Source organism: Neptuniibacter sp. 2_MG-2023 (assembly GCF_030547495.1).
Classification (GTDB): domain Bacteria; phylum Pseudomonadota; class Gammaproteobacteria; order Pseudomonadales; family Balneatricaceae; genus Neptuniibacter.
Genome location: NZ_JAUOQC010000002.1, coordinates 211,303 through 233,545, shown reverse-complemented (window position 1 = coordinate 233,545; position 22,243 = coordinate 211,303). Strand labels below are relative to the sequence as shown.

At 42.6% G+C, this 22,243-nt stretch carries 21 protein-coding genes; 4 read left to right on the top strand and 17 right to left on the bottom strand.

Annotation, left to right across the window (positions count from 1 at the left end; translation table 11 throughout):
• Position 1: 1 nt before the first annotated feature.
• From purF to leuC, 15 genes are all read right to left on the bottom strand, one after another.
• Positions 2 to 1,519 (bottom strand): amidophosphoribosyltransferase, encoded by a 1,518-nt coding sequence (gene purF, locus Q4486_RS03630; RefSeq protein ID WP_303415295.1) that lies wholly within the window; start codon positions 1,517 to 1,519, stop codon positions 2 to 4.
• 33 nt (positions 1,520 to 1,552) lie between these two features.
• A complete protein-coding gene (locus tag Q4486_RS03625; RefSeq protein WP_067864027.1) occupies positions 1,553 to 2,047 on the bottom strand; it encodes a CvpA family protein in 495 nt (164 codons plus the stop codon).
• A gap of 64 nt (positions 2,048 to 2,111) precedes the next feature.
• Complete coding sequence (locus Q4486_RS03620; RefSeq protein WP_303415297.1) at positions 2,112 to 2,675, bottom strand: SPOR domain-containing protein; 564 nt, start codon at positions 2,673 to 2,675, stop codon at positions 2,112 to 2,114.
• A complete protein-coding gene (gene folC, locus Q4486_RS03615) occupies positions 2,676 to 3,944 on the bottom strand; it encodes a bifunctional tetrahydrofolate synthase/dihydrofolate synthase (RefSeq protein ID WP_303518332.1) in 1,269 nt (422 codons plus the stop codon).
• Positions 3,945 to 4,013: 69 nt separating this feature from the next.
• A complete protein-coding gene (gene accD / locus Q4486_RS03610; protein WP_303415301.1) occupies positions 4,014 to 4,943 on the bottom strand; it encodes an acetyl-CoA carboxylase, carboxyltransferase subunit beta in 930 nt (309 codons plus the stop codon).
• 16 nt (positions 4,944 to 4,959) lie between these two features.
• Positions 4,960 to 5,763, bottom strand: a complete 804-nt coding sequence (gene trpA / locus Q4486_RS03605) for a tryptophan synthase subunit alpha (RefSeq protein WP_303518330.1) — start codon at positions 5,761 to 5,763, stop codon at positions 4,960 to 4,962.
• Positions 5,764 to 5,784: 21 nt separating this feature from the next.
• Entirely contained in the window at positions 5,785 to 7,005 is a 1,221-nt protein-coding gene (gene trpB, locus Q4486_RS03600) for a tryptophan synthase subunit beta (RefSeq protein ID WP_303415304.1), read from the bottom strand.
• Positions 6,995 to 7,633, bottom strand: a complete 639-nt coding sequence (locus Q4486_RS03595; RefSeq protein ID WP_303518327.1) for a phosphoribosylanthranilate isomerase — start codon at positions 7,631 to 7,633, stop codon at positions 6,995 to 6,997. Before Q4486_RS03595 ends, trpB begins: the two co-directional genes overlap by 11 nt.
• A gap of 56 nt (positions 7,634 to 7,689) precedes the next feature.
• Positions 7,690 to 8,541, bottom strand: coding sequence for a tRNA pseudouridine(38-40) synthase TruA (gene truA / locus Q4486_RS03590; RefSeq protein ID WP_303415308.1), 852 nt, complete (start codon positions 8,539 to 8,541; stop codon positions 7,690 to 7,692).
• A gap of 1 nt (position 8,542) precedes the next feature.
• Positions 8,543 to 11,407: a FimV/HubP family polar landmark protein gene (locus Q4486_RS03585; protein ID WP_303518322.1), complete on the bottom strand. Its 2,865-nt coding sequence runs from the start codon at positions 11,405 to 11,407 to the stop codon at positions 8,543 to 8,545.
• Between the two features lie 143 nt (positions 11,408 to 11,550).
• Complete coding sequence (locus tag Q4486_RS03580) at positions 11,551 to 12,573, bottom strand: aspartate-semialdehyde dehydrogenase (RefSeq protein ID WP_303518320.1); 1,023 nt, start codon at positions 12,571 to 12,573, stop codon at positions 11,551 to 11,553.
• Between the two features lie 73 nt (positions 12,574 to 12,646).
• Complete coding sequence (asd, locus tag Q4486_RS03575) at positions 12,647 to 13,762, bottom strand: aspartate-semialdehyde dehydrogenase (protein ID WP_303415314.1); 1,116 nt, start codon at positions 13,760 to 13,762, stop codon at positions 12,647 to 12,649.
• A gap of 150 nt (positions 13,763 to 13,912) precedes the next feature.
• A complete protein-coding gene (gene leuB, locus Q4486_RS03570) occupies positions 13,913 to 14,992 on the bottom strand; it encodes a 3-isopropylmalate dehydrogenase (protein WP_303518319.1) in 1,080 nt (359 codons plus the stop codon).
• Positions 14,993 to 15,075: 83 nt separating this feature from the next.
• The gene (gene leuD / locus Q4486_RS03565) at positions 15,076 to 15,723 is read right to left on the bottom strand and encodes a 3-isopropylmalate dehydratase small subunit (protein WP_303415318.1); all 648 of its coding nucleotides are present in this window, start codon (positions 15,721 to 15,723) and stop codon (positions 15,076 to 15,078) included.
• 23 nt (positions 15,724 to 15,746) lie between these two features.
• Positions 15,747 to 17,174, bottom strand: a complete 1,428-nt coding sequence (gene leuC / locus Q4486_RS03560) for a 3-isopropylmalate dehydratase large subunit (protein ID WP_303518317.1) — start codon at positions 17,172 to 17,174, stop codon at positions 15,747 to 15,749.
• Positions 17,175 to 17,345: 171 nt separating this feature from the next.
• On the opposite strand from leuC, the gene Q4486_RS03555 reads away from it, so the two are divergent.
• The 4 genes from Q4486_RS03555 (at position 17,346) to speD (ending at position 21,327) form a co-directional block, all read left to right on the top strand.
• On the top strand, positions 17,346 to 18,221 hold the full coding sequence (locus Q4486_RS03555) for a LysR family transcriptional regulator (RefSeq protein WP_303415322.1): 876 nt from the start codon (positions 17,346 to 17,348) through the stop codon (positions 18,219 to 18,221).
• A gap of 4 nt (positions 18,222 to 18,225) precedes the next feature.
• Positions 18,226 to 19,272 (top strand): poly(R)-hydroxyalkanoic acid synthase subunit PhaE, encoded by a 1,047-nt coding sequence (locus tag Q4486_RS03550; RefSeq protein ID WP_303518315.1) that lies wholly within the window; start codon positions 18,226 to 18,228, stop codon positions 19,270 to 19,272.
• A gap of 6 nt (positions 19,273 to 19,278) precedes the next feature.
• Complete coding sequence (gene phaC / locus Q4486_RS03545) at positions 19,279 to 20,343, top strand: class III poly(R)-hydroxyalkanoic acid synthase subunit PhaC (protein WP_303518313.1); 1,065 nt, start codon at positions 19,279 to 19,281, stop codon at positions 20,341 to 20,343.
• Positions 20,344 to 20,505: 162 nt separating this feature from the next.
• Positions 20,506 to 21,327, top strand: coding sequence for an adenosylmethionine decarboxylase (gene speD, locus Q4486_RS03540; protein WP_303415328.1), 822 nt, complete (start codon positions 20,506 to 20,508; stop codon positions 21,325 to 21,327).
• A gap of 109 nt (positions 21,328 to 21,436) precedes the next feature.
• Here the strand turns inward: speD and phaR are convergent, their stop codons facing one another.
• Positions 21,437 to 21,970 carry a polyhydroxyalkanoate synthesis repressor PhaR gene (gene phaR / locus Q4486_RS03535; RefSeq protein ID WP_303415329.1) on the bottom strand — a complete coding sequence of 178 codons (534 nt, stop codon included), beginning with the start codon at positions 21,968 to 21,970 and terminating at the stop codon, positions 21,437 to 21,439.
• On the bottom strand, positions 21,963 to 22,229 hold the full coding sequence (locus Q4486_RS03530; RefSeq protein WP_303415331.1) for a DUF6489 family protein: 267 nt from the start codon (positions 22,227 to 22,229) through the stop codon (positions 21,963 to 21,965). The genes phaR and Q4486_RS03530 overlap by 8 nt, the downstream gene beginning before the upstream one ends.
• Positions 22,230 to 22,243 lie beyond the last annotated feature (14 nt).

Here is a 22,243-nt window from a genome sequence, read left to right as displayed (position 1 = left end):
CTTAATCTATTTTACTGCATAGGTTTGAAGACTCATTACTAGTCGCCTGCTTGTTCTTGCCTTTAGCAGAGTCTTTACGGGCAGCTTTTAAGCGTTTCAAATAATCAGCATCAATATCACCGGCAACATATTGGCCGTCAAAAACACAGGTATCGAATGTAGTAATTTTTGGATTACCATCAGAAACTGATTTTTTCAGATCATCTAGTTCTTGATAGATCATCCAATCACAACCAATCTTTTTACCAATCTCTTCATCTGTTCGACCATGCGCAATAAGCTCTTCAGCCGCTGGCATATCAATACCGTAAACATTTGGATATTTAACTGGAGGCGCAGCTGATGCAAAATAAACTTTCTTAGCCCCAACATCACGAGCCATTTGAACAATCTGACTAGACGTTGTGCCGCGAACAATAGAGTCATCCACTAACATTACAACTTTGTCTTTAAATTCCATACCAATTGGGTTCAGCTTTCGACGTACTGATTTCTTACGCTGAACTTGGCCAGGCATAATAAAAGTGCGGCCAATGTATCGGTTTTTGATAAAACCTTCACGGAAAGTTACACCTAACTCTTTAGCCATCTCCATCGCTGATGTACGACTGGTATCCGGTATAGGAATAATGACATCAATATCATGATCAGGTCTTTCACGAATGATTTTATCGGCTAAATTTTTGCCCATACGCATACGAGAGACATGTACATTCACTTCATCCATTATTGAATCAGGACGTGCTAGATACACATATTCAAACAAACATGGCGCCAGTTTGGTATTTTCCGCACATTGCTGGGTGAATACATTGCCATCCATATCAATATAGATCGCTTCACCCGGTGCGATATCGCGAACACGCTCAAAACCTGAAATATCTAGCGCTACACTCTCTGAAGCGACCATATATTCAGTCCCCCCCTTAGTTTCACGCTTACCGTAAATCAGAGGGCGGATACCATGAGGATCTCGAAAAGCTAACATGCCATAGCCGGTGATCAACGCAACCGCAGCGTAACCACCTTTACAACGTTCATGCACACGCTGAACCGCAGCAAACATATCATCCGCTTGTGGTTTCAACTTACCTTGAAGTTGAAGCTCGTGAGCTAAAACATTTAGCAGTACTTCAGAATCTGACGTGGTATTGATGTGACGAAGGTCAGCACGGAACATCTGTTCTGCAACATCTTCCGCATTAGTTAAATTACCATTGTGGGCAAGTGCTATCCCATAAGGTGAATTAACATAAAACGGTTGTGCTTCTGCAGAACTAGAACTTCCTGCGGTTGGATACCGAACATGGCCTATACCCACATTCCCTGCCAGACGCTTCATATGGCGGGTACGAAATACTTCGTTCACCAAGCCATTGTCTTTACGCAAAAAGAAACGGTTTCCCTCACAAGTTACCATGCCTGCTGCGTCTTGACCCCGGTGCTGCAATACAGTTAGGGCATCAAAAATAGTCTGGTTCACATTAGATTTGGCTACAATGCCAACAATCCCGCACATTAAAACTCACCTCAAAGTGCAAACTAAAGAAATTTAGCGTCCCGCATTCCAGATCATGCGGCCAACATCGCCCGCTACATCTTTCGTCCATGCTTCCATTAATAAGAAATGTGGAATCAACTGCGATTCCTTAAACCATTGATCATTGATCGCTGGGGTCATTCCAATCAATGCAACAATTGCTACGATAATTAAACCGCCTCTTGCTGCACCAAAACCTATACCTAAAATCCGGTCTGTTGCCGAAAGGCCTGTCGCCTCGACGAGAACCCCTATCAACTTATTGACCAAAGCCCCGACAATTAATGCCGCTATAAAAAGAATAGCGAAGGCTGCGGCCAAACGTACTGATGGTGTCTGAATATAAGGTTCGAGTAAAAAAGACAGTGATTGACTAAACAATCGGGCCACTACAAATGCAGAAACCCAAGTAATCAGTGATAACGCCTCACGGACAAAGCCTCGTTTCAAACTAAATAAGCTTGAAATCCCTATAATCGTTAAGATAGTCCAGTCAGCCCAATTCATATCCACTGCTCAATGTAAAATTGCGCGCATTTTATCAGAGTTTCTAACACCACTAAACGTATTCTTACTGCGTCGTAAAGCGAACAATAATACCATTAAGTCCGAAGTCAGTTTTTAACTTCAACTTAAGCGCTTCTAATCTAGACTTTTGGAACTCAGGTCCAACATACACTTTCACTAAATCACCCTGTTTTCGGGTGAAAACTTTATGCCCTTCGGCGATCAATTGTTTGCGTAAACCTTTTGCATTAGCTTCATCTTTAAAACTAGCTAATTGTAAAGTCCAAGCGACCGGCACACCTTGTTGATCTAAAACAGGTTGTTCATTATGAATATCAATGTCGATCTTATGGTCTGCTGCTTCTTTATCTATTACTTTTTGTACTTTCTCTGGCGCTTTGGGCAGAGGTACTGGTGACATTGGTTCCGCAGCTAATGATGTATCGGGTAATGCTTGATTCTGAGGTTGAATGCGTACCACTTCTGGGCGCTCGGGCGCTTCTGGTATTTCAGATGTGAGATGACGTTCTTTATAGCCAGCCCCATCAAAAAAAATAGGAAAAACAATAACAGCGGAGACTAAAATCACAGCTAACCCTGTCAGCCGATATTTAATTTTTTGCTGCATTTACTCTTCCTTTCCTAATGCGGCCAGCGCAGCGCTGACAGTAAAAAACGATCCGGCAATAATAACATCACCAGACCTGTTGTGGTTATTTTTAAATAGATTTAAAGCATCAGCTACAGTAGAAAACTGCTTTATCGGCGTATTGCCAGGAAGAAACTCGGCTAACACTGAAGCTTTTTGGCCTCTAGGTACATTTAGATCAACAAAATAGAGACGATCAACCTTAGGTGCTAACAACTCAATCACTTGACGACAATCTTTATCTGCAAGCATCCCTAGTACTAGAGTTACCTCACCTGTCATAGATTCAATCTTTTGACTTAAAAGTTCAGCAGCTTCAGGGTTATGTGCGACATCTAACCAATAACGTGTATTACCTACTTCTATTAGCTGCATTCGTCCGGTTAAGGTAGCTGTAGCTATACCTGAACGAATATCTTCTTCATCCACCTTCAGACCTAGACATTGAATGACTTGTAAAACTGTCGCGGCATTTTGAATAGGTAAATGAGGAAGAGGAATATTATGGATAAACAGCTTTTCTCCTGCTGAAGATTGCCCTTGCCACGACCAACTATCCATTTCCTGCGTATAAGAGAACTCTTTTCCCGACTGAAACAACTGGGCTTCTAGCTCATTCGCAACGTCAGATACTGATAACGGCGGATTAAGATCACCACAAACCGCAGGCCTAGATGATCGAAATACACCTGCTTTTTCTCTGCCAATCGCCTCTCTATTATCGCCCAGCCAATCCATATGATCGAGCGCAACAGTAGTTACCACCGCAACATCTGCATCAACTATATTGACTGCATCTAAGCGCCCACCCAAGCCAACTTCTAGGAGCACCAGATCAGGTTTCAAATCTGAGAAAATAAGCAAGGCTGCTAAAGTGCCAAACTCAAAGTAGGTCAACGGTATTTGACCCCGAGCTTGATCTATTCTTGCAAAGGCAGAACAAAGCAAACTATCAGAGGCATTCACACCATCTATTTTTACTCGTTCGTTGTAGTGAAGAAAATGGGGGGAAGTAAAACACCCGACAGAATAACCTGCCTTGCGATAAATTGAATCAAGATAGCTTACAGTAGAGCCTTTACCGTTAGTTCCAGCAATAGTAACCACTTTAGAAGCAGAAAGGTCTATAGCTAATAGATTAGCAACCGTTCGAACACGCTCTAACCCAAGCTCGATTTCAGAAGGATGGCAACGTTCCATCCATGCAAGCCATTCTGTCAGAGTAAAATTTTTCGCCGTTTGATTCATAACTACTTAGTAATAGAAAACTAAAATGGCCGGCGTTTTCACGTCGGCCATTAAGATTATTGCTAATGTTTAGTCATTGACCGGTGCAGGTGGTATTTCCGCATCAGAAACCACCTCCCCTTCAACGGTCTCAACTATAGGTGCAGGACTCGCATGCACAAACTTGCGCAAGATTCTGGATAGACCTGATCGCATTTCACTACGATTAATAATCATATCCACTTGACCATGCTCCAATAGGAACTCACTACGCTGAAAACCTTCTGGTAGTTTTTCACGTACAGTTTGCTCTATAACACGAGGTCCAGCAAAACCCATTAACGCTTTAGGTTCAGCAATATTCAGATCACCCAACATTGCTAAAGATGCCGACACACCACCATAAACAGGGTCAGTTAACACTGATAAGTACGGTGTACCTTGCAAGCGTAGCTTCTCGAGAATAGCACTCGTTTTTGCCATCTGGAAAAGAGAGAAGAGCGCTTCCTGCATACGTGCTCCACCCGAGGCGGAGAAGCAGATAAACGGAATATTTTCTTTCAGGGCAATATTAGCGGCACGTACAAAACGTTCACCAACAACCGCACCCATAGAACCGCCCATAAAGCTGAATTCAAAAGCAACCGCAACAACCGGCATACCTTCAAGCTCACCCCGCATAGCGATTAAAGCATCTTTCTCGCCCGTTGCTTTCTGAGCAGCCGCTAAACGATCTTTATACTTTTTAGAGTCTCTAAATTTCAAGCGATCAACCGGCTCGATATCGCCAGCGATCTCTTGACGGTTATCTGCATCAAGAAACAACTCCAAGCGACGGCGCGCATGAAGACGCATATGATGATCACATTTAGGACAAACATTCAGGTTCTTCTCTAATTCTGGACGATACAGAACAGATTCACACTTTGGGCACTTTTTCCAAAGCCCCTCAGGAATATTTGAACGTTTTTTCTCAGAACGAACCAGAGAAGGAACGATTTTTTCCAGCCAGTTACTCATTTTTTTAAAACCCTAATTAGCTGTCCATTGCAATACGCATATCTTTTATAATTGCAGATACTTGGGGCGCTATCTGCTCGTGATCTTTAACCAGACCCGCAATTTTATTCACCAAAACACTGCCGACAATTACACCATCAGCCACAGTAGAAACCGCTCGGGCTGACTCAGCATCTTTGATACCAAAACCAACACCTAATGGAATATCCGTATATTTACGAATGTGCTCTAGCTTATCTGCTACCTCCTGAACATTCAGTGAAGCAGATCCCGTTACGCCTTTAACGGAAACATAATAAAGATAACCGCTACCATTTTCGCAGATATATTTAATACGTTCATCTTCAGTGGTTGGCGCAATTAAGTAAATTGTATCTATACCATGAGCCCGCATAATCAGATTGAATTCATCTGATTCTTCAGGCGGTAGATCAACGGTTAATACACCATCAACACCGGCTTTTTTCGCTTCGTCCGCAAAACGTTTGTAACCTAAGATCTCTATAGGATTCAAATAGCCCATTAAGACAATCGGCGTATCCTTATCTTTTTTGCGAAACTCAGCGACCATATCCAACACATCAAGCAAACGAGTGTTGTGCTGTAATGCACGCTCGCAAGCTAATTGAATGACAGGGCCATCAGCCATAGGATCAGAAAAAGGAACACCTAGCTCAATTATATCGGCACCCGCTTCGACCAAACCATGTAAAAGACCAACTGTGACACTCGGTGCAGGATCGCCTGCAGTTACATAAGGAATAAGCGCTTTACGCCCTTCCGCTTTTAGCTTTTCAAAGCTAGTAGAAATACGACTCATAATTCAGTTTCCTCGCACAAATCAGATATTGATGCCATCGATCTGTGCGACCGTATGAATATCTTTATCACCACGACCAGACAGGTTCACCACAATGGTTTGATCCTTATCCATCTCTTTTGCCAGCTTCATTGCATAAGCTACTGCATGACTAGATTCGATAGCTGGCATTATACCTTCTATACGCGTCAAGGCACGAAAAGCATCCATTGCTTCATCATCAGTAGCATCTACATAAACGGCTCTTCCTGTATCTTTAAGGTAAGAATGTTCAGGACCAACACCGGGGTAATCTAAGCCAGCAGAGACTGAATGTGTACCTATAATCTGTCCAGCATCATCGGACATCAAATATGTGCGGTTGCCGTGCAAAATACCAGGGCTTCCCGCTGAAAGAGGCGCAGCATGCTGGCCGGTTTGAATACCGTAACCACCCGCTTCAACACCAAACATTTTTACATCAGCATCTTCAATAAACGGATGAAAAAGGCCAATGGCATTAGAACCACCACCCACGCAAGCAACCAGCGCATCAGGTAAGCGACCAATTTGGTCTAAACACTGCTGACGCGCTTCACGTCCAATAACACATTGGAAATCACGTACAAGTTTGGGATAAGGATGAGGACCTGCAGCGGTGCCGATAATATAAAATGTATCATCAACATTAGTCACCCAATCACGCATAGCTTCATTCATGGCATCTTTCAGCGTACGAGTACCTGACTCGACAGCAATCACTTCTGCACCAAGAAGCTTCATACGATAAACATTAAGTGACTGGCGCTGAACATCTTCAGCACCCATATATACTTGGCACTCAAGCCCTAGGCGCGCAGCAACCGTTGCAGTCGCAACACCATGCTGTCCCGCTCCGGTCTCAGCAATTACGCGCGGCTTGCCTGTAAACTTAGCCAGTAATGCCTGGCCAATCGTATTATTAATTTTGTGAGCACCCGTATGGTTCAAATCTTCACGTTTCAGATAGATCTGAGCACCTCCCACCTTATCAGACAGGTGCGATGCATGATAAAGAGGTGAAGGACGACCTACATAATGAGCAAGGTCGCGGTCAAACTCTTCCTGAAACGCTGGATCTCGCCACAACTTTTCATAAGTTTCTTCTAACTGCTTAAGCGCAGCCATTAGAGTTTCGGAAACGAAACGCCCACCGTAAGGGCCAAAATGGCCTTTACTATCGGGCAACTGAGCAAGTGCTTTAAGATCGATATTAGTTGGCACGGGTTACCTCATTTATAAACTTATCAATTTTAACGGCATCTTTAATGCCTTTACTCTGCTCAACACCACCACTAACATCAATGGCAAATGGCTGAACAGCGCTTACTGCTTGAGCAACATTTTCACAGGTTAATCCTCCTGCCAATATAATTGGCGATGGATGTATTTTGGGGATTAAATCCCAATCAAATACTTCACCTGTACCACCGGGAACACCGGGACGGTATGCATCCAATAAAATAGCCTGACCTTCAGCGTATTTATGAGACTCTACATCTAGATCGAGACCCGGTTTCATACGCAACGCTTTTATATAAGGTCGAGAAAAGCTATTGCAAAAATCTGGAGTCTCATCACCGTGAAATTGCAGTAAATCTATACGTGTTTTCTTAATAACTAGATCAATATAAGCTTGATCCGCATTAACAAACAGGCCGGTCGTTGTAACAAATGCAGGCAACTGACGGATAATCTCTGCAGCCGCCTCAAGCTCGATCGCTCTTGGGCTTTTTTTATAAAAGACAAAGCCTAGAGCATCAGCACCAGAACGAATGGCTGCTAATGCATCCTCAAGACGAGTAATACCACATATTTTAACGCGCGTTCTATTCACTAGCTGAAATTTCACATGAAAAAGTCATTGAGTGCAGATCTTATCAGATTGCGTAGCTTTACGTCAGTCAACTATGACAGGAAAAAAGGGCCTATTTTCGATTTTGGTAGATCAAATTCATCAGGATACTTGGCATCCACAAAATAAAGCCCAAAAGGAGGTGCTGTCACTCCCCCCTGACGCCGATCCTTTGCCGCTAAAACCTCTTTTGCCCAAATAGGTTCGGCCTCGCCACTGCCTATCGCCATAAGAACCCCTGCAAAATTTCGTATCATATGATGCAAAAAGGCGTTAGCACAGACATCCAGAACAATTAAATGACCTGATTGATAGACCTCAAACTGCTTCACAGTACGTACAGGACTCTTAGCTTGGCAGCCAACAGCTCTATAAGAGGTGAAATCATGCTCACCAATCAAATGCTGAGCTGCTTCAGCCATTCTAGCAACATCTAGATCTTTATAGGTCCATGTTACACCATGAGGCATAATGCCGGGCTTAACAGAGTTACAATAAATCAAATATCTATATCGACGCTCTAGAGCTGAAAATCTAGCATGAAACTCCAAACTCACTGGAGTTGCCCATTGGATTGCAATATCTTCAGGTAGATAGCTATTTGTTCCCATTACCCAAGCCCGATCAGCTCGTTCAATTGGGCTATCAAAGTGGATAATTTGATAAGTAGCATTCACTCTAGCATCTGTACGGCCTGCACAAACAACGGTGATAGGAGAATCTGCTATTTTTGAAAGCGCCTTTTGCACCTCTTCCTGAATACTGGGAACATCCTCTTCTTTTTGAATCTGCCACCCTCTATAGGCGGCACCCGAATATTCAACGCATAAGGCATAACGATAAGGGGCGATCGAAATCGCCCCTTGAGAAGGGCCCGCAGACCCATTATTCTTTTTCTTTGACATACTACTTTTCGTTAATGGATGTAATCAGCGCTTCAGCCTCAGCTTTCTGCTGTTCATTCCCTTCAGAAACGATCTCTTCAAGGATATCTTTAGCGCCATCAAGATCGTCCATATCCATATACGCACGTGCTAGATCAAGCTTGGTTTCAACTTCATCTGCACCTTCCAACAGGTTTAAACCTGCCAACTCGTCAAAATCTTCATCTTCTGACACATCGTCATCCTCAGCTGCAAGTTCTTCCAGCTCGATATCATCACTACTATTCAATAGAGCTTCTAACTCTGAATCTAGATCTGCTTCTAATTCATCAACAACGTCTGACTCTAAGCCATCATCTTCAACGACCAGCTCTTCATCATCAACCAGTGAAGCAGTCTCGGCAGAATCGATTGCTAGATCACCCGCATCTAAATCATCAAGCATGGCATCCAGCTCAGAAGCAGCATCTTCCTCATTTAGTTCTTCAAGCTCTGAATCACCAAGCTCATCAGAATCATCCTCAACGGAAGCAAGCAGTGCCTCTAAATCATCATCAGCAGAATCATCTTCCACTGACTCATCAATATCGACTAAGCCTTCCATTGGCTGATCATCTGGATCTGCATTGGCCGCTAACATAGCCTCCAGATCAGCTTCTGCATCTGATTCAGCGGAGGAATCTAGCTCGATATCAGAGGAATCCGTATCAACTTCATCTAACTCACCAAGAATAGCATCAAGCTCATCTTCATCCGTTTGCTCTGCAACTTCATTAAGCTCATCTATATCTTCAGAAGACACTGAATTTAACAAGTCATCTAATTCATCAGCTTCGCTATCACTCTCTTCTACAGAATCTTTCGCAATAGGCTCTACAACGAAATCTAATCCGTCCTCAGCTAACTCAGCTAACTCAGCTTGCTCATCAACAGAATCCTCAGGCGCATCAATAACATCCGCACCCTCTCCCATATCAAAGTCGATATCGTCCAGCTCTAAATCGATATCTGAATCATCTACAGCAGTATCGACATCAGCACCCAATGCGTCTAAGTCATCAACTTCGCCCAAAATATCATCAAGGTCATCAGACTCTTCGCTGGTTTCACCTAATATATCATCTAAAGCATCAGGCTCATTTTCTGATGCAGTCTCTTCTTCGATAAGATCATCATCTAACCCTAGATCGAACTCATCATCTTCTAAGATATCATCCAGATCGTCAGGCTCGCTCTCAGATTCAACGACCGGAAGAACATCCCCAGCAGCATCCTCTTCAAGATCTAAATCCATATCCATATCAAGATCTAGATCATCTAAATCGTCTAAATCATTGCTGTCACCCAGTTCTAAATCAGAATCCTCAAGTAGATCAGCTTCATCACCTATATCGAGCTCTTCCGTAACCTCTTCAGGTTCAGGCTCCTGCTCTGGTTCTGGCTCAACCGCAAGTTCCTCTTCTGGAGCATTACTCAATTCATCTGGAACCTGCATCAATGCAGTATCATCAGCCTTATCTGCATCTTCCTCTTTACGGCGACGCATAAAGAATAGTAAACCGGCCAATAACGCAACAACTGCCGCACCAATTCCCCCTAACATTAGCGGAGAACTAAACAAACCTTTCTTTTCAGGTGCCGGTTTAGGTGCCGCTTCAGCAGCGACAACCTTGTTTTGCAGAACGGTTAATTCGTTATCTTTAAGCTCAAGCATCTCACGAAGCTTTTCTAGCTCATACTGAATAGCATCTAGACGCTCATTCAGCTCTACGTTTTCACGTGTGATTCGATCTACATTCTCCAAAGATTCACTTAAGCGCGCCTCTAACTCTTCATTACGCTCGCTCAGCGCCATAGTTTCGTCATCGATCGCATCTTGAGCTTCAGGCATTACTTCTTCTGGTGCCGTATCCGACTCAGCTTTTGCTTGGTCAGTAGCTACGCCATCTTCAGGCTCAAGAGTTTCTTTGGGTGTAACAATCTTTAATTCAGCAGATTTTTCATCTTCAGGCACAGGAGCCGGCTGATCAGTTGCAGCCTCTTCATCTGGAGCCGGTGTTTTTTTCGACTCGTCGATCGGCGCTACGGCAGCCGCTTCTGCTTTAGGTGCCGTTTTGTTCTTCCATTGAGATGCTTGACGAACAACCTCTAAGGCAGCGTCTTGCTCATTTAAACGATTGATCTCGTCTAATGTAGGTAGACTTAAAACCGCACCAGACCTTAATCCGTTAATATTATTATCAACAAAGGCTTGTGGGTTTTTTTTCTGCAAAGCGATCATCATCTTTTTTGCAGAGACGCTCTCGCTCGGACGATGTTTAATAACTATTGACCAAAGCGTGTCATTCTTACCGACCCGAACTTTACCGTCAGTTGCTCGATAGTTATTAATATTTGAACTTGTATTAGCAGATTTTGTTTGTTTTGAAGCACTGCTAGTAGAAGAAGACGCCGATGGCTGCACTGTCTTACGAACAGGCGTAGGATCAAATACTGGCGGATCAAGTAAGAGTGTATATTCTCTAACTAAACGCCCATTAGGCCAATTCACTTCAACTAAGAAGTTAAGGAAAGGTTCCTTTACGGGCCTAGCTGATCGCATGGTTATCATACCCGTGCCATCAGGGTTAACTTTTACTTGAAAGCTAACATCAGTAAGAAATCGCGACTTAGAAAGTCCCGCCAATGCAAACTCATCAATATCAGCCATCCTCGGCTGTATTTGTAGCGGACCGAGCTTCCTCACCTGAAGAAGTTTGATCTCTGCATTGAGAGGCTCATTAAGTGCCGAATGAATTTTTATTTCGCCTAAACCAAGTGCATTAGCATTAGACGCGCCTATAATCCCTGCCACTGCAAGGCTGACTGCGAGTTTTCGCAACATCATCAGTATCCCTGTTCCCCTACCCACAAAACCCTACACAAATCCGAGGGTTGCGATTCCGAAATCTTCCCACAGTATTGTTTATAAACCACTTATTGGTCAAGGAAATACAAACACCTGTTTGCATTTCCTATGATATAAGCCCTTTAAATGTACTGTTGGACCAAAATTTCCGCTATTTGTACGCTGTTTAAGGCAGCTCCCTTTCTAACGTTATCGGCAACTACCCACATATTTATAGCATTTTCACAAGAAATATCTTCCCTAACACGACTAACGAATACATCATCATTCTTCGCTGCATCACTTACTGCTGTAGCATATCCGCCATCGACCTGTTCATCAACCAGCTCTATGCCAGGAGTTTGCACCATCAATTCTTTTACTTCTTCAGCGCTGATACTATCCCAACATTCCACATGCACGGCCTCGCTATGACCAAAGAAAACAGGCACTCGAACACAGGTAGGGTTAACTCTTACGGATTCATCACCCAATATTTTTTGGGTCTCCCAAACCATTTTCATCTCTTCTTTTGTGTAGCCATTGTCTTGAAAATCATCAATTTGTGGCAGCACATTAAAAGCTATCTGTTTAGGATAAACTTTGTTTTCTGGCGTTTGAGCATTTAGCAGTTTGGCTGTTTGCCCTGCTAACTCCTGAATACCTTTTTTTCCGCTACCTGATACCGCTTGATAGGTAGCAACATTAATTCTTTTTATTGAAGCATGACGATGAATGGGTGCTAATGCCAAAAGCATCTGGATCGTAGAACAATTTGGATTAGCTATAATTCCTCGGTTACGAAAATCAGCAATTTTCTCAGGATTAACCTCAGGAATAACCAACGGAACATCATATTCATACCTAAAACAGGAGGTATTATCAATAACAATACAACCTTGATCCGCTGCGACTTGCGCATATTCCTCTGAAACTAATGAGCCTGCCGTAAAGAAAGCGATTTGAGCATTAGAGAAATCAAACTCATCAACATCAGTCACACGATATGATTTTTCACTAAATTGCATGCTCTTCCCTACACTGTTACTACTTGCCAGCAAGAACAGCTCATCAACAGGAAACTCCCGTTGCTCTAAAATTTCTAATATAGTTTCACCAACCATACCTGTTGCGCCAACAACTGCAACTTTATAGCCTTGTTCCATTTTTTTCACACCCTAAAAACAAACCAGCCCGAACAAAGTCGGGCTAGTAAAAATTTGATTCATGTCAGAAAAACTAATCTTCCAACAAGATTCTCAACATACGGCGCAACGGCTCAGCTGCACCCCATAACAACTGATCACCTACACTAAATGCATTTAGGAATTCATCGCCTAAATTCATTTTACGTAAACGACCTATAGGCACACTCAATGTCCCAGTCACTTTAGCTGGCGTTAACTCTTGTGCTGTTATATCGCGTTCGTTAGGCACAACCTTCACCCAATCATTCGCTTCCGCCAGCATAGACTCTATCTCATCCATTGGCACATTTTGTTTGAGCTTAATAGTGAACGCCTGACTATGACAACGCATAGCACCAATACGCACACAAGTGCCATCAATAGGAATCGGTCTATCACCTAAACCAAGAATTTTGTTAGTTTCAGCATAGGCCTTCCACTCTTCACGGCTCTGACCGTTTTCAAGCTTAGTATCTATCCATGGGATCAAAGAGCCCGCCAAAGGTACACCAAAATTATCAACCGGCATCGCATCACTACGAATCGTTTCAGCCACTTGACGGTCTATATTAAGAATAGCACTTGCTGGATTTGCTAAATCAGTCGCGACAGAATCGTTGATAACCCCCATCTGGGAGATCAATTCACGCATATGACGAGCACCGCCACCTGAAGCAGCCTGATAGGTCATGGATGTCATCCATTCAATCTGATCGGCTTGAAACAAACCACCTAAGCCCATAAGCATAAGCGAAACCGTGCAGTTACCACCGACAAAGGTTTTAACGCCGCTGCTCAAGCCATCTTTGATAACATTCATGTTAACGGGATCTAGCACGATAATCGCACTATCATCCATACGCAAAGAAGAGGCGGCATCGATCCAATAACCATCCCAACCCGCTGAACGCAGATCAGTGTAAACCTGTTTTGTGTAGTCACCACCTTGGCAGGAAATAATGGCATCCATCTGTTTAAGTTCTTCAATAGATGCTGCATCTTTCAACGCTGGAATATCTTTACCAATATCTGGACCAGCCTGTCCTACCTGAGAAGTAGTGAAGAAGACCGGCTCTTCGATGTGATCGAAATCTCGTTCTTCTATCATGCGTTGCATTAACACGGAACCAACCATTCCGCGCCAGCCAACAAAACCTACACGTTTCATCAAATTCACCAAAAAATTCGGATTCAAATAAACACAAAATCGGCTCCAAAAGTAAATTACTACCTCTGGAACCGACAAGGGCGAACATTATGCAATAAAACCGTGTTAGACGCTATAATTGAGCTTATCTATCAAGGTTCTATTCACAGCTCAACTAAGTGCTGCAACCACCGCATCACCCATCTCTGAAGTAGAGACTTTCTGCATACCTTCAGACCAAATATCCCCTGTACGGAAGTTTTGATCTAGCACGGTGCTAACCGCTTTTTCAATACGATCAGCACTATCACTTGCACCTAAGGAGTAGCGTAACATCATCGCTGCAGACAAGATGGTAGCTAATGGGTTAGCAAGTCCTTGGCCAGCAATATCAGGCGCAGAACCGTGGCACGGCTCATACATACCTTTACCATCCACATCAAGAGAAGCCGAAGGCAACATACCGATAGATCCGGTTAACATCGCTGCAGCATCAGACAGAATATCACCAAACATATTACCGGTTACCATTACATCGAACTGCTTAGGTGCACGTACTAACTGCATTGCCGCGTTGTCTACATACATATGGCTAAGTTCAACTTCTGGATACTCTTTGCCTAACTCTTCCATGATCTCACGCCATAGAACCGTTACTTCCAATACGTTAGCTTTATCGACAGAGCAAAGGCGTTTATCACGCGCCATCGCTGCTTCAAAGGCAACACGACCAATGCGACGGATCTCATTCTCATCATAAACATAGGTATTGTAGCCTTCGCGAACACCCCCCTCTTTCTCACGAATACCGCGCGGCTGACCAAAGTAAATACCGCCCGTTAATTCACGTACAATCAGGATATCAAGACCCGAAACAATTTCTGGTTTCAGCGAAGAGGCATGAGCTAGCTGAGGGTATAAAATAGCTGGACGTAAGTTACCAAACAGCCCCAAATTAGAACGAATGCCTAACAGTCCTTTTTCAGGACGGATCTGGAAATCAGGGTTAGTATCCCACTGCGGTCCACCCACTGCTCCTAACAAAATAGCATCTGCAGCTTTAGCCGCGGCAAGCGTCGCTTCAGGAAGCGGCACACCATCAGCATCAATAGCAGCACCGCCGACAAGCGCTTCTGTCAACTCAAGACCTAAATTATCCTGCGCATTTACCAACTCTAAAACACGACGAGCTTCAGTTACAATTTCAGGACCTATACCATCACCAGGCAGGATCAATACATTCTTAGACATCTACTTAACCTTTCCTTCATCTTGCCAGTGCAAGATTTAAAATTTTTATCTACTTATGTTGAAATAAACAAACATAAAAACGATTACTGAATAGCACCAAACAACCAAGGCGCCTCTGCTTTACGCTTAGCTTCATAAGCCTTAATTTCATCAGCGTGCTGAAGCGTTAGGCCTATATCATCTAAACCATTAAGCAAACAGTGCTTACGAAAACCGTCAATATCAAAGGCGATCTCTTCGCCTGATGGTGTAACAACAACCTGTTTTTCAAGATTAATCGTTAACTGATAGCCTTCAGTCGCTTCCACTTCAGTAAAAAGTTGATCGACCTGCTCATCACTCAGAACAATAGGTAACAGGCCATTTTTGAAACAGTTATTATAGAAGATCTCAGCGAAGCTCGGCGCGATCACAGAGCGAATACCGAAATCCTCTAACGCCCAAGGTGCATGCTCACGGCTTGAGCCGCAACCAAAGTTTTCACGTGCCAATAGCACACTGGCACCTTGATAGCGGGCTTTATTCAGTACAAAGTCTTCATTTAATGGGCGACCAGTACACTCTTGATCTGGCTGACCTTCGTCCAAATAACGTAACTCATCAAATAAATTCTTACCGAACCCTGAGCGCTTAATTGACTTCAAAAACTGCTTAGGGATGATCATATCGGTATCGATATTTGCTCGATCAAGCGGAGCAGCAATACCTGTATGTAAAGTAAACTTATTCATTAGGCTCTCCTCGATACCTTAAATTAACCATTCGCCTGAAGTAATTCACGCACATCAATAAAATGCCCTGTTACTGCTGCTGCAGCGGCCATCGCAGGACTCACTAGATGAGTACGCCCACCAAAGCCCTGACGGCCTTCAAAGTTACGGTTAGAGGTCGAGGCGCAATGCTCACCATTACCTAACTTATCAGGGTTCATCGCTAGACACATTGAGCAACCAGGTTCTCGCCACTCTAAACCCGCTTCAATAAAGATCTTATCCAACCCCTCTTTTTCCGCTTGGGTTTTCACCAAACCTGAACCGGGTACAACCAGTGCTTGGATAATATTGTCTGCAACCTTACGGCCTTCCACGACTTTCGCCGCATCGCGTAAATCTTCAATACGAGAGTTTGTACAAGAACCAATAAATACACGATCAAGCTTGATATCAGTAATTTTCTGATCGGCTTCAAGGCCCATGTATTTTAATGCTCGATTAATACCGTCTATTTTCACAGAATCCGTTTCATTAGCTGGATTTGGTACTTGATCGCTTACACCTACAACCATCTCAGGGGATGTACCCCAAGTCACTTGAGGCTCAATATCACTACCATTGATCACAACAACTTCATCAAACTCAGCATCCGCATCAGAAACAAGTAACTTCCATGCCTCAACAGCCTGATCCCACTGCTCACCTTTAGGAGAGAATGGACGACCTTCAACATAATCCAGTGTAATTTTATCTACAGCAACCAGACCTACACGTGCACCCGCTTCAATCGCCATATTACATACCGTCATACGCCCTTCCATAGACATATTGCGGAACACTTCGCCACCAAATTCGATGGCATACCCTGTTCCACCAGCAGTACCAATTACACCAATGACATGCAAAACAACATCTTTAGGTGTAACACCAATGCCCAACTCACCATCAACACGCACGAGCATGTTTTTCATTTTCTTGGTGATCAAACACTGAGTTGCCAATACATGCTCAACTTCTGAGGTACCTACACCATGAGCAAGTGCCCCAAGTGCCCCTAAGGTTGCTGTATGCGAATCACCACAAACAGCCGTCACACCTGGAAGAATAGCCCCCTGTTCTGGCGCCATTACATGAACAATACCTTGACGGTGATCATTCATTTTAAATTCAAGAATGCCGAATTCATCGCAGTTTTCATCTAAGGTTTTAACTTGGATTTTAGAGACAGGATCAACGATCAAATCCACACCACCAGAACGCTCGGTAGTCGGTACATTATGATCCGGCGTTGCTATATTGGCATCAATTCGCCATGGCTTACGACCCGCAATTCTTAGCCCTTCAAACGCCTGCGGCGATGTCACTTCATGCAGTACCTGACGGTCAATATAAAGCAACGAACTACCGTCATCATTGGTACGCACTAAATGCGCATCAAATAATTTGTCATATAATGTTTGTCCAGCCATGGGAACTCACCTCACTCTCTTCTTATATTGATAGATCCGCCCAAAGAGCCTATCAACTTTTTGTATGTCGCCATCCTAGTGCAGACAGTCGCACAACACAAATTCATATTTTTAATAGTTTGCATTCCCATAAGGAATAGATAAGATCTAGCTAAGTTTCTGGAGCAAAAAATGGACACAAACACCCTACAAGCTTTTATTGCCGTTGCCGAAAGCAGCTCTTTCTCAAAAGCAGCAGATCACCTTTATTTAACTCAATCAGCTATAAGCAAACGTATTGCGCTGCTGGAAGATCAACTTAACAGTAAGTTATTTGATCGTATCGGTCGTACCGTTTCATTAACAGAAGCCGGCAATTCCCTGTTACCTAGAGCAAAAGATATATTGCTACAATTAGATGATGCGAAAAGAGCGATTGGTAATCTTACTGCAGGCGAAGTCACAGGAGGGCTATCACTCGCTGCAAGTCATCATATAAGTCTACATAGGCTACCGCCGCACCTAAAGCAGTTCTCTAAAGAGTATCCAAAAGTAGAACTCGATCTACAGTTTGCGGAATCCGAAGTCGCTTACGAAGGCGTATTAAAGGGAGACTTTGAACTCGCGCTGATCACACTCTCTCCAGAACCAGAACCCTCTATACATTCTGACCTTATCTGGGATGACTTACTCATGTACGTAGTCGCTAAAGACCACCCTTTAGCGAAAAAAGACCAAATCAATCTAGAAGAGTTGACCCATTACAATGCAATATTACCTAGCAGTAATACATTTACTCGTTCTTTAGTTGAAACATTGTTTCTGCAACATGAATTAACATTAAATGTAACTATGTCGACAAATTATCTAGATACTATAAGAATGATGGTCACAATTGGCTTAGGCTGGAGCCTTTTACCACAAAGTTTAGTTGGAAAAGAACTTAAAGTACTTAATGTAGTTGATTCAGAGCCTGTTCATCGTAATTTAGGGATTATCTATCATAGAAACAGAACACTATCTAATGCAGCTAGTCATCTAGTACAGATGCTAAAGTCCCAACGATAATCTAATGTCAGCCGTTGATGGATGTAATAAGATAAGCTTACTTAGCAACGCCGGAGAGATGGAACTGATGGAAAATAGCGGCTTAAACATTGAAGCCTTGCTGGATGCCCAAAAAACATACTGGAAGAGTATCTCTTCTGGTAGCGATGTTCAATCACCTGAAGAATGGGCTGAATTTATTGCTAAGAACCAAAAAAAGGTCCATCAAGAAGCACCTCAACAATTTTCGCAACTGCTCGATATACTCGGTGCACAATCAAGCAATTTCACTCAATATGGGGAACAATTGCTTAAGCAGTACAAAGAAGGTGGCGAGCAACATTTAAATGAAGCTGTTTTGCATTTCCAACAATATATGCAACAACAAACTTCAGACGCACTGATGCAACAATGGCAGTTTCCTGAACAGTTTGCCGCCCTGTTTAAAACCCACAGTTTTCAAGATGATCTGCTTTTTGATAATCCGTTTATTAGCGGCATGAAAAGCTTATTAGAAACACCCGTTATAGGCACTCAAAGAGAAACACAAGAGCAGTTAAGAGAAGCCATCAAACTAACGATGGAATATCAAGAAGCTCTGCAAGACTATGTAAAACATTACAGCTCTATCAATAAAAGCGCCTCTAATCAGATGCTAAAAACACTGACGAATGGCGATAAAAAAATCTCCAGTTTGCAACAGCTACATGATATTTGGGTTGATGCATACGAATCAGCTTATACCAAGACTATACTAACCGATGTGTACCAACGAGCACATGGGCGTATTAGTAACGCCCTAATGCGACTTAAGAAGTTTGTCCAAGATGTACGAGACATACACTTTCAATCTGTCGGCCTAGCGACACATAAAGGGCTAGATACAGCGCTACAGCGCCAACATAAGCTTCGCAAAGAGATGAGAGCTAATCGCCGAGACTTCGCCCAATTGCAACAACAAGTCGATAAATTACAAACTGATTCCACAACCGCGATGCTAGTAGAACTTAAAAATGAGGTTGCCGCTTTAAAAAAAGAGTTGGCCACACTAAAAAAAGCAGTTAAAGGGTAATCGGTTATGAATGGATTTGATCTTGATATAGCCACCGTATCTCAGGAACTCTTTGAGTTTAATCGGAAACTATTAAAAAGTTATAATACGCTCGCCCAACTTAAAGAAGTTGATGTCGACTCCACCCCTTATGATGTGATCTACAAAGAAGACAAACTAAAACTTCGTTACTATCAAGCCACATCAGAAAAACGCTGTAAAACCCCTCTATTGATCTGCTACGCACTGGTTAACCGCCCTTATATGATCGATCTAGAAGCAAAACGATCGATGCTGCAGCGCTTATTAGAACTAGGCTTAGATATCTATCTGATTGACTGGGGTTACCCTGATGCGGCTGATCGTTATTTAGATCTCGATGATTACATCAATGAATATATCAATAACTGTGTTGATTCTGTGCTCCAACACGCAGGAACAGAGCAAACCAACCTGCTTGGTATCTGCCAAGGAGGGACTTTCAGCTTATGCTATACGGCGCTAAACCCAGATAAAATTAAAAATCTTATTCCAATGGTTACGCCCGTTGACTTTCAAACTGATGACAACCTACTTTATCATTTAGCCAAATATGTTGACGCGGATCTAGCTGTTGAAACTTATGGGAATATACCAGGCAGTATGCTGAATGATTCCTACAACTCTTTAATGCCGATGCGCTTAGGTGTACAGAAAAACTTAGGTATGCCCAACCAACTCGAAGACAAAGAGCGTGCGTTAAGCTTTTTACGCATGGAGAAATGGATCTACGATAGCCCAGATCAAGCAGGTGAAGCTTTTCGGCAGTTTATCACTCAATTTTTTCAACAGAACAAACTGATTAAGGCTGAAGCAATGATCGGTGATAAGCGTGTTGATTTAACCAATATAACCCATCCAATACTTAATATTTTTGGCAGTTTCGATCACCTCGTCCCACCAAAAGCATCAAAAGTACTTAATAAGTACGTTTCATCCTCTGATTACCAATCTATGGAAGTAAAAGCAGGCCATATTGGTGTTTTTGTATCAGGCAAGTCTCAAACACAAGTTGCGCCTAATATTGTTGATTGGTTGATAGCGAGAGATTAAATCTCTTATATATCAATACGAAAGAATAAAGATTGCGGAAAATTTAAGCAGAAATCCGTTTAACCAAACCATATTACTGTAATTTTTTACTTCCTCCACGCCAAATAGTTTACTAAAATCGCGCGACTAAAATTTTGTAGTGCTTTTACGGAGCATACCGCCTTGCCAACGAGTAAGAAAATCAAGCTTGAAGGTTTTAACAACCTCACAAAAAGCCTGAGCTTTTGTATCTATGACGTCTGCTACGCTCAAACTCCACAACAAAAAGCGGAGTATATTGAATATATAGACGAACAATACAATGCTGACCGCTTAACTGAGATTCTCAGTGAGTGTTGCGAGATTATTGGTGCCAATGTCCTCAATATAGCCCGCCAAGATTATGAACCTCAAGGCGCAAGCGTTACTATATTGGTTGCAGAAGAACCTATTAAAGACTCAGAAGATGTAGATACAACAGAGAAACCGGGCCCTATGCCTGACTCTGTAGTCGCACATTTAGATAAAAGTCATATCTGTGTTCACACCTATCCCGAAGCACACCCTGATGACGGCATCTGTACATTCAGAGCAGATATTGAAGTATCCACATGCGGCATTATTTCGCCATTAAAAGCCTTAAACTACCTTATCCATCAATTGGAATCTGATATTGTTACTATCGATTATCGTATCCGCGGCTTTACGCGTGATATTAAAGGGGTAAAACATTATATAGATCACGATATTAATTCTATCCAGAACTTCTTTACCCCTGATATCCATGACAACTATCAGATGTTAGATGTAAATGTGTATCAGGAAAATATTTTTCACACGAAAATGATGCAAAAAGATCTGGATCTCAATACTTACCTCTTTGGTACGACAAAAGAGGAGCTTCCAGAAACGGATGTACAAGAGATCACTGAACGCCTCCACAAAGAGATGAATGAAATTTTCTACGGCAGAAATATGCCTGATATGAAGAAATACTCCTCTTAAAAAATCATTCAGACTCAAACCTAACGAGCAAATAAAAAAAAGCCGCTATTAAGCGGCTTTTTTTTCAATCATAACGCCTTTCAATCGTGAAGAAAGATCGCATCAAATATTAAGGCTTATTCTTAGTATCGGGATCATCATCGACAGTTCCTTCAGGGTTTTCACCCGGCTTGAACATACCCCACATCTGCATATTTTGATCAGCAATACGATTCATCATCGTTAATGGATTAGCGGCCCCCATCATAGTTTGCATCTGATCACGAATACGGTCTTGATGTTCTAAAAATGAAGCAATACTCTGTTCTAAATACTGGCTCATCATACCTTGCATACTGTCACCATAAAAACGGATCAGCTGCTGTAAAACTTGATTAGTCAGCAAAGTACCATGCCCTAAGGCTTCCTGCTCACTAATAATTTGTAAAAGAATATTACGGGTTAAATCATTCCCTGTTTTAGAATCTTCAACTTTAAAAGCTTCCCCGCTTAGTACAAGCTGTTTCACATCATCTAATGTCACATAACAACTGCGAGATGTGTCATACAAACGACGATTGGTATATTTTCTTAGAATACGCAAGCTACTATCTCTCTCGTTAGATGCCTTTGAATTCGCCTGATCATCATTTTGATCAGTCATTTTTATTATCCGCACTGTTAGAATTTTTATACGCAGATGTCATTAAATTCATCATAAGTTTTTGCAGTGCTTCCATTGAGCCAACCCCACCCGTCAAATATGGCTTAAACAAAGTCAAAGGATCATATCCCTCTACACCGGACTCCATCCGTTCAGTGATCTTTGCCATCATATCCTCCTGTAATCGCTGCACATCGGGTAAACCCAGTACTTTACGCAGCTCTTCAGGAGACATATCAATATCAATCTTAAATTTCACTCTCTGACTCCTAG

Bases quoted from the DNA above. Each gene is read 5' to 3' on its own strand.
- asd (WP_303415314.1), bottom strand. From the start codon at position 13,762: ATGAAACGTGTAGGTTTTGTTGGCTGGCGCGGAATGGTTGGTTCCGTG.
- leuC (WP_303518317.1), bottom strand. From the start codon at position 17,174: ATGGCTGGACAAACATTATATGACAAATTATTTGATGCGCATTTAGTG.
- leuD (WP_303415318.1), bottom strand. From the start codon at position 15,723: ATGAATAAGTTTACTTTACATACAGGTATTGCTGCTCCGCTTGATCGA.
- truA (WP_303415308.1), bottom strand. From the start codon at position 8,541: ATGTCAAAGAAAAAGAATAATGGGTCTGCGGGCCCTTCTCAAGGGGCG.
- accD (WP_303415301.1), bottom strand. From the start codon at position 4,943: ATGAGTAACTGGCTGGAAAAAATCGTTCCTTCTCTGGTTCGTTCTGAG.
- Q4486_RS03555 (WP_303415322.1), top strand. From the start codon at position 17,346: ATGGACACAAACACCCTACAAGCTTTTATTGCCGTTGCCGAAAGCAGC.
- phaC (WP_303518313.1), top strand. From the start codon at position 19,279: ATGAATGGATTTGATCTTGATATAGCCACCGTATCTCAGGAACTCTTT.
- Q4486_RS03580 (WP_303518320.1), bottom strand. From the start codon at position 12,573: ATGGAACAAGGCTATAAAGTTGCAGTTGTTGGCGCAACAGGTATGGTT.
- Q4486_RS03585 (WP_303518322.1), bottom strand. From the start codon at position 11,407: ATGATGTTGCGAAAACTCGCAGTCAGCCTTGCAGTGGCAGGGATTATA.
- folC (WP_303518332.1), bottom strand. From the start codon at position 3,944: ATGAATCAAACGGCGAAAAATTTTACTCTGACAGAATGGCTTGCATGG.
- Q4486_RS03625 (WP_067864027.1), bottom strand. From the start codon at position 2,047: ATGAATTGGGCTGACTGGACTATCTTAACGATTATAGGGATTTCAAGC.
- Q4486_RS03550 (WP_303518315.1), top strand. From the start codon at position 18,226: ATGTCAGCCGTTGATGGATGTAATAAGATAAGCTTACTTAGCAACGCC.
- trpA (WP_303518330.1), bottom strand. From the start codon at position 5,763: ATGAGTCGTATTTCTACTAGCTTTGAAAAGCTAAAAGCGGAAGGGCGT.
- purF (WP_303415295.1), bottom strand. From the start codon at position 1,519: ATGTGCGGGATTGTTGGCATTGTAGCCAAATCTAATGTGAACCAGACT.
- Q4486_RS03620 (WP_303415297.1), bottom strand. From the start codon at position 2,675: ATGCAGCAAAAAATTAAATATCGGCTGACAGGGTTAGCTGTGATTTTA.
- phaR (WP_303415329.1), bottom strand. From the start codon at position 21,970: ATGACTGATCAAAATGATGATCAGGCGAATTCAAAGGCATCTAACGAG.
- leuB (WP_303518319.1), bottom strand. From the start codon at position 14,992: ATGTCTAAGAATGTATTGATCCTGCCTGGTGATGGTATAGGTCCTGAA.